The sequence below is a fragment of the Mucilaginibacter sp. P2_D11 genome (assembly GCF_056404435.1).
In genome coordinates this window covers 93,254-109,091 of the sequence record NZ_JBFUEA010000012.1, presented here as the reverse complement: position 1 = coordinate 109,091, position 15,838 = coordinate 93,254, and the positions used below count along the sequence as shown (strand labels likewise).

Genomic DNA, 15,838 nt, shown 5'->3' with positions numbered 1-15,838 from the left:
CCCCATAAAATACCCACAAACTACTGCCCGTTTAATATTATATAATGCTTTTTAATTCCTTACTGTTCTTGCTGTTCTTTATAATAGTCACTTGCGGGTATTACCTTGTTCCTGGTAAGTTCCGCTGGGCATGGCTGTTGATAGCAAGCTGTTATTTTTACATGTACTTTAAGCCGGTTTACATATTAATTATACTATTTACTATAGTTGTTGATTATGCAGCCGGGTTGGGTATTGAGGCCGCAAAAGGACGCAAACGAAAACTATTCCTTATTATAAGCCTTATTGCCAATATAGGCGTATTAGCCTTTTATAAATATTTCGACTTTTTAGCACAAAACATCAACTTCTTATCGGCTTTGGCAAAAGGGCCGCAAATTCCTTTATTAAATATTATCTTACCTATCGGCCTGTCGTTCCACACTTTCCAGGCGATGAGTTATACTATAGAGGTGTATCGCGGCAATCAAAAGGCCGAACGTCATTTTGGAATATATGCGCTTTACGTGTTGTTTTACCCGCAAATGGTGGCAGGCCCCATTGAGCGCCCGCAACATATTTTGCCCCAATTGCATCTTACCCACAAATTTGTTAAAAGTACTTTTATTGCAGGTGTATTTTTAATAATGGTTGGGTTATTTAAAAAGGTAGTTATTGCCGATAGGTTAGGCCTTTACGTCGACCCTGTTTTCTCCGACCCGCACCGTCACACCAGCCTCGACTTACTTTTTGCTATCTACCTTTTTGCTATCCAGATATACTGCGATTTCAGCGGGTACTCTGATATTGCCGTCGGGGCCGCGATGACGCTGGGGATAAACCTGATGCGTAACTTTCATATGCCCTATCTGTCAAAAAACATATCAGAATTTTGGAGTAAGTGGCACATTTCTCTTTCTACATGGTTTCGCGATTACGTTTACATTCCGCTTGGCGGCAGTAGGGTTAGTTTTGTTGTCACTTGCGTAAATATCATGATTGTTTTTATGATAAGCGGCCTGTGGCATGGGGCCAACTGGAAATATTTAGTATGGGGGGGCATACATGGTGTGTTGTTAATTATTTATCAAGCAACAAAAAAACTAAAAATAAACCTGCCAAAAGCTGGCTGGTTAGGTTGGCTGGTCACCTTTAATTTAGTATGCCTTGCCTGGGTGTTTTTCAGGGCAAATACCATCACAGATGCTATTTACATATTACGCACCGTGTTTTCGGGGCCGAGTTATAGTTATGGCGCAAGCGGTATAATGCAAGTAGGCGAACTTTATTATTGTGCGTTCATAATTGCTTCCTTGCTGGTTGGTGAATGGTATTTAAACCGTTCAGCAGAATTCCCGGATAATAAAAAGATAACTGCAGCCCTCGCTTTGGGCGTTGCTTGCTATTTCCTTGGCGTGTTTAATAATTCGCAATTTATTTACTTTCAATTTTGAAGCATAAACTAATTGTCGTTATTCTTTTGGCATTGAGCGTGACATTGTTAGTCGCAGCCATGAACCAGTCGTTTATTAACAGGGTAAAACAAGACCGCTACTTTGACCACCTCACCGCTAACAATAAACTATCCTTATACCACCGACTCTTCATCCGATCGGACCGTTGGCGCTATGGCGACCTTTACGGGCTTTGCTACCTGCCCATGTATAAACATCCATTAGAGCCATTTAAACAATATATACGCAATGGCACCCCTGCAAGCAGCCGTGTATTATACATTATTGGAGACAGCTTCCTGGCAGATAAAACGCTTAGCGGGGCTTTTGACGCTTTCGACAATGTGATTTTTCTAGACAGGCGCTCTCCGTTGCCAACTACAGCTTTGGATTCTACCAAACAAAACTACCTGATGTTGGAATTTGCCGAAAGAAATTTAAATGGTTTTACTTTTAGCGAAACCGACAAACAGCCTTGGCAAAAAAACATGACATTGTTACCAATTGCGGCAAAACCGGTTAGCTTGCCAACACGTGCAAGTAAAATATTGTTTAACAAAGATCTTAGTCGAAACGTAGAATTACTGTTGTTTGACGATAAAATATTCACGCCCATAAAGGAGGCCAAGGCGTGGTTAAACTATAGGCTTTTTGGCCGTGTTGCTCCTGAGGTTGCAGTAAGCTCAAATAAACAGCGCCTGCTTTTGAATATTTCGGTAGATACCAGCAGTGCCCAGTCAGCCTTCACAATCCGCACAAACAAACAAGTAAATGAAATTAATCATCAACTTAAAAAAGCAGGCGACTACTATAAAAACTTAGGCTTCAAAAGTGTGTTTTTAGCCGTAATACCCAACGCTGTTTCTATTTATGACCCCAAACGTGGGCCTTATAATCATTTGTTAGAACGGGTTGAGCTTGGCAGCACCTTACCTGTAATAAGCGTTTATAATGATTACAAGGCGAGCAAAAACAACCTCTTTTATTTGAGCGATGCGCATTGGAATCCTTTGGGTTTAGATGTTTGGGTAACCAAAGCAAATATGATAATGCAGCAAAATCTAACGAGGCAAGAGCATTAGGTGCGCCGGCAAAGGAAAACCCGTGCTCAACTGGATTCAAACATTGCCTATTACCAAGTAAATGATTAGCGCAGTTAAGACTATACTGTCTACAATAAGCAAACTCTATCGATTGGGTGTTCCGGCATATGTGCTATCTTTTGGAGAATCTCTGGGCGACAATTTGCTCCTTACTATCCTCGCGAAAGAACTCCATAAAAAGCATCAAAAAAAAACATGGATAAAATGCGACTACCCTCAACTTTACCAGCATAACCCCTTTGTGGCAGTTATACCCTACAATACCTTGTTATCTACCACGCTGCTTAATTTGATGGGCGCAAAAATAATTCCGTTAAAATATACCGCCTATGACCCCTTAACTGATCAAAACAAGATCCCGGAAAAACATATTGTGCTAAAAATGGCCGACACGATTGGCCTAAACGGTGCCATTGAAAATAAGCCGGATTTTTACCTTACAGGCGACGAATCGGAAAAGGGCATAATCTCGAAAAAGCAAATTGCAATTACCGTTTCAAATACCAGCGCAAAAATACCTGTCAAAAACAAAGAATGGTTTGACGAGCGTTATCAGGAAATTGTCGACAGGTTTAGAGCTGAATATGATTTTGTACAGATCGGCGCGCACAACGACTACGCTTTGAAAAACGTAACCGACCTTAGGGGGAAAACAACCCTTCGGGAAAGCGCGGCTATATTAAAAAATTCTGTTTTATTGATTGCGTATGCAGGTTTTACCATGCACCTTGCGCGCGCGGTAGATTGCAGGAGCGTTATCGTATACGGTGGCCGGGAAACGCCCGCGCAAACCGGCTACAACAGCTTCCGGAATATTTATTCAGCGGTTCATTGTTCGCCATGCTGGCTCAACAACCGATGCAATTACAACCGGATGTGCATGACAGAAATATCAGTTGAAATGGTTATAAGCGAAGTTTTAAAAGAATTGGAAAGCATTAACACACCATTACCTGTTGACACACTTTGTAATTGATAACTGGCATCCTTCAGTGGTACTTACTCCTTACTTTATAAATGAAAAGTAAAGAAAACGCCTTTGATTTATTACGATTGCTTTTGGCCTTAAGCGTGGTGATAACGCATAGCTTGTTGTTAGGGAATTATCAATCACTGGATCCTGTTAGTTATCTATCTAAGGGGCAAACCAATTTTGGAGAAATAGGGGTTATGGGCTTTTTTGCCTTAAGCGGATATCTGATTACGGCAAGCTTTGAAAATACCGCAAATATCGGCAAGTTCATCAGCCATCGGCTTTTGAGGATTTTGCCGGGCTTTTGGGTATGCCTCTTTATCACATCATTTGTTTTAGCTCCAATTATTTATACCATTAAAACTGGGCCGTTAAGCAGTTTCGGCCTTACCGGCGAGAAAGGGGCGGTAAGCTTCTTTTTCCATAATTTCATGTTAAAGATAAACCAATGGAGTATTAATGATGTATTGGCCAATGCAGCATACAAGGGTTCGCTCAATGGAAGTCTCTGGAGTTTGTACCCTGAGGTACAATGTTACCTCTTCACCGTTATAGCCGGCTGGTTTGGTTTATTTGGCCGAAATAAAATGCTTTATTTGATTACGTTCGTCAGCGTCCTGGCTTACTTTGCCATCAGTTTTAATTTTATCAAAAATTACGGCCCAACCTTAATTATCTTATCCCCGGCGTTAAAAGTTTATGTTTCATATTTTGCAGGATCTTTGATTTATGTATTTAAAGATCAGTTTAAATTCGACCTAAGAGGCTCTTTATTTGCGTTATTATTCGCTTTGCTGTTGTTAAAATTTGGTGGTTTTCACTTAGTATCGCCGCTTCTTATAGCAATTGTCCTGATAAACATATTTCAACAATTTAAGCTCACGCTTAAGTATGATTTATCTTATGGTATCTATATCTATAGCTTCCCGGTGCAACACCTGCTGTTTCAGTTGACGGATAATCGCTTAAATGCACCGGAATTCGTTTTAACCAGCTTTGTATTGTCAATTGCGTTAGCTTTCTTAAGCTTTGTATTGATTGAACGGCCATTTATAGACTTAAGAAAGAAAACAGATGCCCTGTTCGCTTCGCCATTGTTCTCTAATAAAGGAATGCGGAAACAAATGGCACAGGATGAAGAATAAAGTGGGGCCAAGCTTTTTTATATCAGTCATTATCCCAACCTATAATCCAAATATGGCTAGGTTAAACAAAACGTTATCGGCTTTGAAGGCCCAAACGCTGGCCTTAACTCAATGGGAACTTATTATCGTAGATAATAACTCCACCCCGCCTGTTAAGGCCGATGTAAGCTGGCATCCTGATGCCGTTATTCTGCGCGAACCCGTGCAAGGCCTTACCTATGCACGCCTAAGCGGGTTCAACGCTGCAAAAAACGGCTTATTAGTTTTGGTAGATGATGATAATTTGCTCCACGAAAGCTACCTGCAAAACGTTGCCTCAATCTTCGGTAAGCATACCGGCCTGGGTGCAATAGGCGGTAAATCCCTTCCCGAATTTGAAACTACCCCTCCATCGTGGCTAAAGGAATTTTATGGTAATCTTGCCCTTCGCGATTTGGGAAATGAAGAAAAAACCCAATCCTGGCAAAACCTATATCCCGCATATGCACCTATAGGTGCGGGCATGGCCATACGCAAAGTGGCACTTGCTTCTTATATAAAAAAAGGAGAAACTCGGCAGCATGTGATTGCCGACCGCTCCGGTACTTCGCTGGCATCGGGCGGGGATAACGATATCGTTTTGGAAATATTAAAAAGCGGCTGGCAGGTGGGGTATTTCCCGCAACTAGTGCTTCATCATATTATCCCTAAAGAACGGATGGCCGTGGCTTACCTTGCTAAACTGCTAAACAACACCAACCACTCCTGGATTAAGCTATTGCACAGCCACGGTATAAACCCGTGGAAAAAAATTCCGGGTTGGACTGTACCGCTTAGAAAAGCAAAAGGCTGGTTTGCACATCAGGCGTTTGCCGGCCGCGTCAACTATATTAAATGGAGAGGATACTGTGGTACCACCGATGCACTCGCAGGATTGGAACCTTAACGCATGATGCTACAAAAACTGGTAAACCTAATTTATCGTTATCCAAAATCCAGATTCAAAACTTATCAACGTTTTGGAGGGTATTTTAAGTACAGGGCAATGTTACTTAGCAGCGTACAGATGGAAAAAGCTGCCGCAAAACTGCCGCCGGTTCAATCGAACGACAACGGCTTGCCTGTTTATTTCCTTACCGGTAAAAAATATCTTTATCAAACGCTTTTTTGCATTCAATCGTTGCAAAAAACTACTACTGAGAAATTCCAATTTATTTTGGTTGATGACGGCTCATTTGATGACCAGCTAATACATCAAATAAACACAGGGCTGCCCGGCGTAAAGCTGGTTACCAAATTGCAAATCGAACAAAACCTAAAGGAGAAATTACCATTAGCAGACTACCCTTCACTGCACCATAAACGGAAAGTTTATCCACACATAAAAAAGCTTACCGATGTACACACTATTCCCGGCAAGCCTTGGAAACTGGTTTTAGATTCGGATATGCTTTTTTGGGCTGAACCTAAAGAAATGCTCGGCTGGCTAAAAAATCCGGATAAGCCTATCCACATGATTGATTGTGCAGAAAGTTATGGCTATTCATCCACCCTGATGGAGCAACTGGCCGGCAATAAAATAAAACAACTGATAAATGTAGGGGCAATTGGCTTGAATAGCGATAATATCCCATGGAGCGATGTGGATAGCTGGGTGCATGAACTCGAAACAAAAGAAGGCGGATCTTATTACCTGGAACAGGCTTTGAGTGCAATGATTATAAGCACGACCGATACCCTGGAACTGAACAAGAACAACTATATTGTTAATCCCACAACTTTATCAACAGGGATATTGCTTCATTACGTAGATAAGTCTAAAGAACTATACTTCAACTTCGCCTGGAAATCATTTGTGAAATGAAGCCGCTGGTATCTATCATCATCCCTGTTTACAACGCAGGGAAATACCTGAAGCAAACCATTCTCTCGGCTATTGACCAATCATGGCCAAACACCGAGATACTAATTGTAGATGATGGCTCCACGGATAACTCCGTTGAAATTGCGCAACAATTCATTGGGCCCAACGTGTTTGTCTTTACCCAGGAAAATAAAGGCGCCAGTGCAGCACGGAATTTGGGCTTTAGCAAATCAGCCGGTAAATACATTCAATTCTTAGATGCCGACGATATCTTAAGCCGGGACAAGATTGCTGTGCAGGCTGAAGCACTTGAGCAAAGCCCGGGTGCAATAGCTGTTTGCAGTACCGTACATTTCAAAGATGGCGGCACCCATAAGCTTGCCACTCCTTCCGCCAACGACGATGCCTTTATTTACACCACGAACAATGTAGTTGATTTCTTGATTAATCTTTGGGGGGGGAACAACTTCAAGGCGGGTATGATACAACCTAACGCTTGGCTTACTCCCAGCGATATTATAGAGCGCAACGGGCCCTGGAATGAGGAACTGACTTTAAACGATGATGGCGAATTTTTTGCCCGGATGATTTTAAACTCTAAAGGCATAATCAAAACCGGTGGATTAAATTATTACCGAAAGTATCCGTCATCGAAACAAAATTTATCATCGCAAAAAAAAAGAGAGGATTTGCAAAGTGCACTCAAAGCACTACAGCTTAAAAAACAATATTTATTCAGCTATACAAACAGCGAACCAGCAAAAAAAACGTTTTACCGATTGTTTACCGAATTGAGCGTTATGTGCTACCAAACGGATGCGGCGGTATATGCAGAGGCTTGCCGGGAGTTGAGTTATCTTCCAACTTATGATTATACAGTGGTTTTAGGCGGGCGCGTCATCAATACAATCGCCGGTATCTTCGGCTGGCGTTTCGCAAAAAAAATGCAGTTATGGCATTCAAAAATTGCGCAGTAGTTATGAACGGTTCACAAACAAACAGTGCTGTACAAGGCTAAAAACACATATCTTCGCTTTAAAAACCGCTAATGAATTTTGCTGTACTATTTAAACCATACCAACTGATAGAGAAGCTGGCTCAAAGAATTGGCAAGGCGCGAAGGCTTAAAACCTTACAACAAACGCCCGGAAGATGGCTTAAGCACCCGCATATCGATTCTTTGGAATTCCTTCAAATAATCCGCAATGACGTTGCAATAGCCAGCCCTGTTATATTTGATATAGGAAGCAATATTGGCACCTGGACAACGCTTGCCAAATCGGTCATCCCATTAGCCACCATACACGCCTTTGAGCCGCTACCCGAACATATACTGGCTTTTCAGAAAAACTGCAGCACCTTAACAGACGTCCATTTGCACCAGTATTGCGTTGGCGCCGAAAACACAACCGGTGTAATCAACGTATCCAGCTATTCAGATGCATCGAGCATTCTGGAAGCAACTTCATTAGAGTACGAACATTTCGGGATAAAAAAGCTAAAAGAAGAACAGGTGCATATAAAGAGGCTGGATAACCTTATCCAAGCAAAAAAACTTCCTTGCCCCAATGTGATCAAGCTCGACATACAAGGTTTCGAATTAGAGGCCCTGAAAGGGATGGCCGATTACCTCCATTCGTTACAGTATGTTATTTGTGAGGTTTCCTTTAAGTCTTATTATCAAAACCAACCCTTGTTTTTAGAAATAGCCAATTACCTGGCCCTGTATAATTTACAAATTCTTGCCTTTAGCCATAATACGCCAACGGGTTCCGAGCTTAACCAGATAGACGTCTTGTTTAAACAAGCTACCGCGGCGGCAAAGATAAAAGCATAGCCAATGTATCGGCTAACCACAACCACGCTTCATAAACCGGCGTCTACAGCAATAGCATGTTTTTAGATAATACGTTCCTCTCTCAACAATGCGCCTAAGGTTAAAACTGAATACCCTTTGAAAATCCTCCTCTCCTTTTTGCAGGATACTGGCCAACAGCCCCATGATATTCCGGCCTACCGTTTTTGGCAGCACTACATCAAAAACGGCATAGAAGAGGCGGGCATGCAATGGTTGGAGGTGCCGGATGCAGATTGGGCGGCAGGTTTGGTGCATCCGCAAGGCTCAGCTGAATTGACTAGTTGGAGCAATCAAATATGGGACAAAACGTTGCTGTATATCAAAGAAAATCGGAAGAAAATCGGCGTTTTTCTTTGCTATTTGTACCCGCAACAAATTAACGAGACGGCAATCGCCGAAATAAAACAGCTCGGCATCCCTTGCATAAATTTCTATTGCGATAATGTGCGCCAGTTTACAAAAGTGCCGAGCGAATTTAAAGTTTTCGATTGGGTTTGGGTGCCCGAGTACGAGGCCCTCATGATGTATAAACAAGCCGGCATAAACTACATCAATTTACCAATGCCCATGTGGGTAGAGAAAAAAAATCGCGAAAGCGTTATTTATGAGCATCCAAACCTGGTTACATTCATCGGTTCAAAAGATATCCTGCGCCAAAACTTATTGGGCGAAGCCATAAGCAAGGGGCTTGATATTACCGTGCGCGGTGCCGGATGGCTGTCCGAGCGCTCCTCGCAAACGGCGGCTCAAAGCACGCTATCAAAAAAAATCGCCAACCAGTTCAGTTTTATACAGCAGCATGGCGTAAAGGGCTATGCCATCAAGAACCTACAACAATTTAACCGGCCGGTCGCTTACGCTGTTGATGAAACGTATATACAAGCAAAACCCGGCCACGACGAGTATATCTTGATTACACAGAGCAGCGCAATAACATTGGGTATCAACCGGGTGCCTACTTTTAAGCGGCTCGATAACAACCCGCTTACCTATTCGCGCTTGCGCGATATTGAGGCCCCCATGCTGGGCGCCTGTTACTTAACCGAGCATTGCGAGGGTTTGGATTTGCTGTACGAGCCTGAAAAAGAAATCTACACGTATAAAACAGCCGACGAGTTGGTGCACCAGGCCAAACGCCTGCTAGCCGACAAACCCACGCGCGATGCACTAAGGGCTGCCGGCCAAAAAAGGGCTTTATCCGAGCATTCGATACCAGCCTCGCTGCAAAAACTAAAAGCCGCTATTTTCAAATAACCAATTGGAGACTGCCAAACCCCTTATTTGCATCATTACCCAATCGCACCTTTGCCGCAACCCTAGGGTATTGAAGGAGGCGGTGACTTTGGCACAAAATGGCTACGATGTACATATATTAACCTCCATTTATTCAGGCACTTTACTGGAGCAGGATAAGCTGGCCATTACCAACACGGGCATAAACCTACATATCATTGCCGATAATTCGCGAAGCGATATGCCGTCGCTCATTCATCGCGCTGTCAACAGGGCGGCTAAATTATTGGTCAAGTTCGGGCTGATGCAAACACCTGCTGCGCTTGGGCATGGCTATCGGCAATACATCAAAAAAAGCAAAGCGTTAAAAGCCGCATTATATATATGCCACCAGGAACTGGCTACCTGCGTAGGTGCGGTTTTAATAATGCAAGGCTACAAAGTGGCCTTCGATTTGGAAGATTGGTATTCTGAAGACTTACTCCCACAGGCGCGGCAGGAACGCCCCATACGGCTATTGAAACAGGTTGAAAAGTTGGCTTTGGATAAAGGAGCATATGTGGTTACTACATCCAATGCACTTGCAGATGCCTTGCACCAAAATTATGGTGGCCGCAAGCCGCAGGTAATTTATAACGTGTTCCCATCGCCAAACCTGCCCTTTGCCGAAAAAGCTTTTACCGCTCCGGTAAAACTGTTCTGGTTTTCACAAACCATTGGGCCGGGCCGCGGGCTGGAGGCATTCATCGCGCTAGTTACCAGTTTTAAAACAGGCCTCGAGCTTCATTTATTAGGAGCAGTAACCGCCACATATCAGGAACATCTGAGCAACCTGCTGGCACCGCAGCATAAATTATACTTCCATTCTCTGGTTCCGGAGAATGAACTGATAGAAAAAATAGCCCAGTACGATATAGGACTGGCACTGGAAGATTCCCAAGCGCCAAGCCGCAACTACACCATCACCAATAAATTCTTCCAATACTTACAGGCGGGCCTGCCGGTAATAGCTACCGAAACCGCAGGGCAGCGCGAGGCTTTCGCGGAATTCAATCCGGGTATTATGCTTGATGAGCAAACTTTAGCGGACAACGCATCTGCCTTGGAATCGTGGTTGAACAACCCCGCCTGGCTGGCTGCAGCCGCCCAAAAAGCCCGTGAAGCAGCATTGCAATACAACTGGGAAACCGAATCGGTAAAATTATTAGAACTAGTAGCCGATGCCATCAAGTAATAAAGTAAGCCTGCAAATAAACCTTGCCCCGGGCGATTATCCGCATGCGAGGCACATCCTCCCCCATCAGCTTAAGGTACTGGTAGGTCAGGTAGATGAAATACTGCTGATTGTAGATACTAAGGCAAGCAAAGGCCGGTTCGCAGCCAATTGGGAAGAAAACAAGGGCTTGATGGATGAGCTGTTGCAAGAGATAAAACAAGCCTATCCGGTAAAGATAATCCCTGTTGATTATGGCACAGCGGTTAAACAGCAAGTTGCCGATTACTTTTTCGGCGGGCTACATATCCCGGCTAAGGACTACCGGGGCGGGCCGTTCTACGCGTATTTCTTCGGGTTGTTTATGGCTAAAAACAACTACGTTTTTCATCTGGATTCGGATATATTCCTCGGCGGCAGCAGCCAAACCTGGGTGGCAGAATCGGTTGATTTGTTTCAGAAGTATCCGGACTGCTTTGTGACCTCGCCCCTGCCGGGACCGCCTCACCCGCAGGAAACGTTGCTTGGGCAGCGCATCATCAAAAAAATATCGCCGTATGCCTATCAATTAGAAGGCATGAGTACGCGTTTATTTATGATGGACAAGGCAAAGTTTCAATCGAAGAAATTGGCGCTAACGAAGCCTAACTTACGCAGCCAGCTAAAAGCGATAGTACAGGGCAACGCCAACGCTCAACTGCCCGAGATTTTATTAGCCGATTACATGCTGGAGCACGATTTGATAAGAGTCGACTTCCTTGGCAGCGGGAAAGGCATATGGTCCTTGCATCCGCCGTATCGCACCGATAATTTTTACAGGGGTTTACCCGAATTGATACAAAGGATAGCGCGTAACGACCTGCCGCAACAACAGCAAGGCTTTTACGATATTATAGACGAAGTTTGCGATTGGACAGAAGCCCGCGAAAAACTAAGGACAAACAGATGGTGGAAAAGGAACAACCGTTGGTAACAGCCGACGATAATAAAGACACCATTGTATTGATGGTATCGATAGGCAACAGGAGCCACCTAACGGATATCACCTATAGTCGTGCTAAGCAATGGGCCTCGGCACATGGCTACGCCAGCTTGCTTATCAAAGAAAGCCTTACCGATAAGCCCCTTGCACCGCATTTTAACAAGCTTATCGCGCACCGTGCTGCACCCGGCTTTAAACGCTACATTATTATAGACGATGACCTGATTATGAAAGCGGGCGCGCCGCCTATGGAACCCGTGCCCGATGGCATGGTAGGCTTATGCCTCGATGCCATACAATTCAACACGCAGGCGGCCCATGTAAGCTGGACCGGCAACACCGGTTTCATCGTAGCCGGAGAAAAGGCTCTTCCTCTTCTGGAAGAAGCCTTCGAAAACGGGGAATACCCGTATGGGTGGTCGGATGTGGGCGGGCGGGGTATTTGGGGGCCTTTTGACCAGGGCGCAGTGAACGACGTGCTTTTCAGTAAAGGCCTCGCCCACCAGCTCGATTGGCGCTGGAATTACCAGGCCGTGATAGATTATTATGCCAATCGCGGCCAAGGTTGGGACAAGTGGCAGCAAAGCAGGCTTTACCGCATGCTGTATTATGCATCGTTATTGAACCCTTTCAGCAGGAACAGAAAGCTAATAAACAAATGCTATGGCCTGCACATGACTATGGGTAGCTACCCTAAATTCTTTGCCCGCATCCATCAATAAAAGGTGAAAAAGCTGCTTATCATATCGCCCTACTTCCCCCCGGTAAACGCTGCCGACATGCACCGTGTGCGTACCAGCCTGCCCTATTTTGCCGAAGAGGGCTGGGAGGCCGAAGTAGTGACCGTTGACCCGGCATATGCGGATATGGGCCGCGACGAACTATTGCTACAAAGCATCCCGCAAGGCATCAAGATACATTGGGTTAAAGCGTTCAGCAAAACGCTCACCGCCAAAATCGGTTTGGGCAGCATCGCCCTGCGTTCGCTTTGGTATTACCGCAAATACGTGGATAAGCTTTTGGCCACGCAGCATTTCGATTTGATTTATTTCTCTACCACCCAGTTCCCGGTTTTGGTCCTCGGCGCGCACTGGAAGAAAAAGCATGGTGTGCCCTACGTAATAGATATGCAGGACCCCTGGCATTCTGATTACTATCGTGATAAGCCAAAAGACCAGCAGCCGCCCAAATATTGGTTCTCCTACCGCCTCAACAAATACCTCGAACCTATTGCGCTTAAAAAAGCTTCAGGCCTCATCAGCGTATCGCAGGATTATATAAACGACCTAAAGGCACGCTACCCGGTAATACAAAACATCCCGGCAGCTACTATCACCTTCGGCATGTTTGCGCCGGATATGGATATAGCGGACGCACACCGCGAAGGGTTTGCGCCCTTGCTTAACCCAGGCTTTACCAATATCGTTTACATTGGCCGTGGCGGCAGTGATATGCATAAAGCTATTGCGCCGGTATTCGAGGCCCTGAAAGCTATGCCCGATGACGGTGCCATCAACAAAAAGCTGCTTAAATTCCATTTCATCGGCACAAGTTATGCACCACTTGGGCAGGGCAAAAACAGCATCATGCCCTTGGCAGAACATTACGGCGTAGCAGATTTAGTAACCGAGATAACCGACCGTATTAGTTATTACCATACCCTGGCGACGCTGATGCGGGCAGATGCACTGTTCATCCCCGGATCCGACGATGCCAAATACACGGCATCCAAAATTTACCCTTACATCCTCACCGGGAAACCTTTGCTAGGCATATTCAACCCGGAAAGCTCTGCGATAAATATTATCAAAGAATTCGGCATCGATACCGTTTACGGGTACGATGCGGTAACCGCAGCCGATATCCATCGGTTTATAGTGGGCGTAATTGATAAAACATCGGTAACGCCTGCATTATCACCACGTGCCATGGCAAAGCATTCGGCACAAACAAAAACAGGCTTGCAATGCAGCATTTTTAACCAGGCCATACAATATGAACAGCTTTAAACGCACTTTCGGCTTTATACTTGGCCACCCGCTTGCTAAAAGGCATCCTTACCGTGCGTTCTTCAATTTCGTACAATGGCAGCTGCAATCGCGGTCGTCCCCGGGCAAGCTCATCGTGAAACCATTTTTGGGCCCCGTTAAGTTCTACGCCCGCAAAGGCCTCACCGGCATTACCGGCAATATTTATACCGGCCTGCACGAATTCAACGACATGGCTTTCCTACTGCATTTCCTAAGAGCAGACGATGTCTTTTTCGATATAGGAGCAAACGTGGGTTCCTACACGCTTTTGGCATCGGGGGCGTGCAAAGCAAAATCCATTTCCCTGGAACCGGCACCGTCCACCTTCGAGATATTAACTAAAAATATACAGCTGAACGCCCTCGAAGCAAACGTAACCTTGATAAATGCCGGGGCTGGGGCAAAGCCGGGCATGCTCAAATTTTCGGTTAATGAAGATACCACCAACCACGTGCTTGCAGATGACGAAGCAGGGGCGAATGCCGTAGAGGTGCCAATCGTAACAGTGGATTCGCTGTCCACAACCAACCCGCCCTCGCTGATGAAAATAGACGTGGAAGGATTCGAGACCGAAGTATTGCGCGGGATGCCGCTTACCCTTGCCCACCCGCAGTTAAAAGCCATCATCATAGAGCTGAACGGCAGCGGCGGCAGGTACGGTTTCAACGAGGCAGACATACACGAGGCTCTGCTTGCCCATGGTTTTGCGCCTTACGCTTACGATGCTTTTACCCGAGCGACTACTAAAGTGGAAGCATGGGGCAGTTACAATACTATTTACATCCGACAGCCGGAATTTGTTGGTAACCGATTAAAAACGGCTCCGGGCTTTACCATTATGGGAGAAACTATATAAAATGCGCAGGCTGGCTATCATAACCACCCACCCCATACAATACTACGCGCCGCTGTTCCAGTTGCTGCAACAGCGCAACCATATCGCCATAAAAGTTTTCTACACCTGGGGGCAGTCCGCACTGCCAAAGCACGACCCTGGTTTTGGTAAGGCTATAGAATGGGACATCCCCCTGCTGGATGGCTACCCCTACGAATTCATAGAGAACACCTCAGCGCAGCCTGGCTCGCACCATGGCAAGGGCATCGTCAACCCCACGCTCATAGCAAGGATAACCGATTGGCAACCGGATTCGGTGCTGGTATTCGGCTGGCTGTATGATAGCCACCTGAAAGCCATGCGCCATTTTAAAAATAAGATACCGGTGCTCTTCCGCGGCGACTCTACTCTTCTGGATGAGAAGCCAGGCATCAAAAGCATGCTACGTTTTTTGTTTTTGCGATGGGTCTACCGCTTTGCAGATTACGCCCTTTACCCGGGCAGTAACAACAAGGCTTATTTTAAAAAATACGGCTTTAGCGAAGAACAGCTTATTTTTGCGCCGCACGCTGTAGATAACGAACGCTTTGCCGCAAGCCGTGCCGAGGAGGCGCAATTACTAAGGTCCCGGCTAGGATTAACGGCGAATGATGTGCTGATACTTTACGCAGGTAAGTTCGAAGAAAAAAAGGCTCCGGCACTGCTGGCGGATGCGTTTATCGAATTACAAAACCCGAACTGCCATTTATTGATGGTAGGCAACGGCGAGTTGGAAACGATTTTGAAACAAAACGCAGCCGGTAACCCCAACATCCATTTTATGGATTTCCAGAACCAAACGTATATGCCGGTACTTTACCAGGCCTGCGATTTATTTTGCCTGCCCAGCAAAGGTCCCAACGAAACCTGGGGACTTGCCGTAAACGAAGCAATGGCCAGCGGCAAGGCTATCTTGGTATCAAACAAAGTAGGCTGCGCAGCAGATTTGGTGCATCCCGGGCAAAACGGCGCCATTTTTAAAAGCGGCGATAAGAGCTCGCTGTTAAATGCCCTGGAAGCACTCACCGGGCAAAAAATAACATTAACTGTATTGGGCAAAAATTCCGGCGAAAAAATAAAAGACTGGAATTTTACGAAAATTGCCGAAGCGATAGAATACCTTGCGGCAAAACCAAAAAATTGATGCAAAA

15 protein-coding genes are annotated in these 15,838 nt (G+C 45.2%); all 15 read left to right on the top strand.

What is annotated here, in order from left to right; translation table 11 throughout:
- Window positions 1-44 precede the first annotated feature (44 nt).
- The 15 genes from AC1DXC_RS19250 to AC1DXC_RS19180 all read left to right on the top strand — a co-directional run bounded on the left by AC1DXC_RS19250 (window position 45) and on the right by AC1DXC_RS19180 (window position 15,831).
- The gene (locus tag AC1DXC_RS19250; RefSeq protein ID WP_477460801.1) at window positions 45-1,433 is read left to right on the top strand and encodes an MBOAT family O-acyltransferase; all 1,389 of its coding nucleotides are present in this window, start codon (window positions 45-47) and stop codon (window positions 1,431-1,433) included.
- A 206-nt stretch (window positions 1,434-1,639) separates the two neighbouring features.
- Window positions 1,640-2,515: a hypothetical protein gene (locus tag AC1DXC_RS19245; protein ID WP_477460800.1), complete on the top strand. Its 876-nt coding sequence runs from the start codon at window positions 1,640-1,642 to the stop codon at window positions 2,513-2,515.
- Window positions 2,516-2,576: 61 nt separating this feature from the next.
- Window positions 2,577-3,512: a glycosyltransferase family 9 protein gene (locus tag AC1DXC_RS19240; RefSeq protein WP_477460799.1), complete on the top strand. Its 936-nt coding sequence runs from the start codon at window positions 2,577-2,579 to the stop codon at window positions 3,510-3,512.
- Window positions 3,513-3,553: 41 nt separating this feature from the next.
- On the top strand, window positions 3,554-4,654 hold the full coding sequence (locus AC1DXC_RS19235; protein WP_477460798.1) for an acyltransferase family protein: 1,101 nt from the start codon (window positions 3,554-3,556) through the stop codon (window positions 4,652-4,654).
- Entirely contained in the window at window positions 4,584-5,579 is a 996-nt protein-coding gene (locus AC1DXC_RS19230; protein ID WP_477460797.1) for a glycosyltransferase, read from the top strand. Before AC1DXC_RS19235 ends, AC1DXC_RS19230 begins: the two co-directional genes overlap by 71 nt.
- Before the next feature lie 120 nt (window positions 5,580-5,699).
- Window positions 5,700-6,497, top strand: coding sequence for a hypothetical protein (locus AC1DXC_RS19225; protein ID WP_477460796.1), 798 nt, complete (start codon window positions 5,700-5,702; stop codon window positions 6,495-6,497).
- The gene (locus tag AC1DXC_RS19220) at window positions 6,494-7,474 is read left to right on the top strand and encodes a glycosyltransferase family 2 protein (protein WP_477460795.1); all 981 of its coding nucleotides are present in this window, start codon (window positions 6,494-6,496) and stop codon (window positions 7,472-7,474) included. Before AC1DXC_RS19225 ends, AC1DXC_RS19220 begins: the two co-directional genes overlap by 4 nt.
- A 71-nt stretch (window positions 7,475-7,545) precedes the next feature.
- Window positions 7,546-8,334 (top strand): FkbM family methyltransferase, encoded by a 789-nt coding sequence (locus AC1DXC_RS19215; protein ID WP_477460794.1) that lies wholly within the window; start codon window positions 7,546-7,548, stop codon window positions 8,332-8,334.
- A 117-nt stretch (window positions 8,335-8,451) separates the two neighbouring features.
- The gene (locus tag AC1DXC_RS19210; RefSeq protein WP_477460793.1) at window positions 8,452-9,609 is read left to right on the top strand and encodes a glycosyltransferase family protein; all 1,158 of its coding nucleotides are present in this window, start codon (window positions 8,452-8,454) and stop codon (window positions 9,607-9,609) included.
- A gap of 4 nt (window positions 9,610-9,613) precedes the next feature.
- Complete coding sequence (locus AC1DXC_RS19205; RefSeq protein ID WP_477460792.1) at window positions 9,614-10,822, top strand: glycosyltransferase family protein; 1,209 nt, start codon at window positions 9,614-9,616, stop codon at window positions 10,820-10,822.
- The gene (locus AC1DXC_RS19200; protein WP_477460791.1) at window positions 10,809-11,774 is read left to right on the top strand and encodes a hypothetical protein; all 966 of its coding nucleotides are present in this window, start codon (window positions 10,809-10,811) and stop codon (window positions 11,772-11,774) included. The genes AC1DXC_RS19205 and AC1DXC_RS19200 overlap by 14 nt, the downstream gene beginning before the upstream one ends.
- Entirely contained in the window at window positions 11,747-12,505 is a 759-nt protein-coding gene (locus tag AC1DXC_RS19195) for a hypothetical protein (protein ID WP_477460790.1), read from the top strand. The genes AC1DXC_RS19200 and AC1DXC_RS19195 overlap by 28 nt, the downstream gene beginning before the upstream one ends.
- A 3-nt stretch (window positions 12,506-12,508) precedes the next feature.
- Complete coding sequence (locus tag AC1DXC_RS19190) at window positions 12,509-13,792, top strand: glycosyltransferase (RefSeq protein WP_477460789.1); 1,284 nt, start codon at window positions 12,509-12,511, stop codon at window positions 13,790-13,792.
- On the top strand, window positions 13,779-14,669 hold the full coding sequence (locus AC1DXC_RS19185; RefSeq protein WP_477460788.1) for an FkbM family methyltransferase: 891 nt from the start codon (window positions 13,779-13,781) through the stop codon (window positions 14,667-14,669). The genes AC1DXC_RS19190 and AC1DXC_RS19185 overlap by 14 nt, the downstream gene beginning before the upstream one ends.
- A gap of 1 nt (window position 14,670) precedes the next feature.
- The gene (locus AC1DXC_RS19180; protein WP_477460787.1) at window positions 14,671-15,831 is read left to right on the top strand and encodes a glycosyltransferase family 4 protein; all 1,161 of its coding nucleotides are present in this window, start codon (window positions 14,671-14,673) and stop codon (window positions 15,829-15,831) included.
- Window positions 15,832-15,838: the final 7 nt, after the last annotated feature.

Bases quoted from the DNA above. Each gene is read 5' to 3' on its own strand.
- AC1DXC_RS19250 (WP_477460801.1), top strand. From the start codon at position 45: ATGCTTTTTAATTCCTTACTGTTCTTGCTGTTCTTTATAATAGTCACT.
- AC1DXC_RS19245 (WP_477460800.1), top strand. From the start codon at position 1,640: ATGTATAAACATCCATTAGAGCCATTTAAACAATATATACGCAATGGC.
- AC1DXC_RS19240 (WP_477460799.1), top strand. From the start codon at position 2,577: ATGATTAGCGCAGTTAAGACTATACTGTCTACAATAAGCAAACTCTAT.
- AC1DXC_RS19235 (WP_477460798.1), top strand. From the start codon at position 3,554: ATGAAAAGTAAAGAAAACGCCTTTGATTTATTACGATTGCTTTTGGCC.
- AC1DXC_RS19230 (WP_477460797.1), top strand. From the start codon at position 4,584: ATGCCCTGTTCGCTTCGCCATTGTTCTCTAATAAAGGAATGCGGAAAC.
- AC1DXC_RS19225 (WP_477460796.1), top strand. From the start codon at position 5,700: ATGGAAAAAGCTGCCGCAAAACTGCCGCCGGTTCAATCGAACGACAAC.
- AC1DXC_RS19220 (WP_477460795.1), top strand. From the start codon at position 6,494: ATGAAGCCGCTGGTATCTATCATCATCCCTGTTTACAACGCAGGGAAA.
- AC1DXC_RS19215 (WP_477460794.1), top strand. From the start codon at position 7,546: ATGAATTTTGCTGTACTATTTAAACCATACCAACTGATAGAGAAGCTG.
- AC1DXC_RS19200 (WP_477460791.1), top strand. From the start codon at position 10,809: ATGCCATCAAGTAATAAAGTAAGCCTGCAAATAAACCTTGCCCCGGGC.
- AC1DXC_RS19195 (WP_477460790.1), top strand. From the start codon at position 11,747: ATGGTGGAAAAGGAACAACCGTTGGTAACAGCCGACGATAATAAAGAC.
- AC1DXC_RS19185 (WP_477460788.1), top strand. From the start codon at position 13,779: ATGAACAGCTTTAAACGCACTTTCGGCTTTATACTTGGCCACCCGCTT.
- AC1DXC_RS19180 (WP_477460787.1), top strand. From the start codon at position 14,671: ATGCGCAGGCTGGCTATCATAACCACCCACCCCATACAATACTACGCG.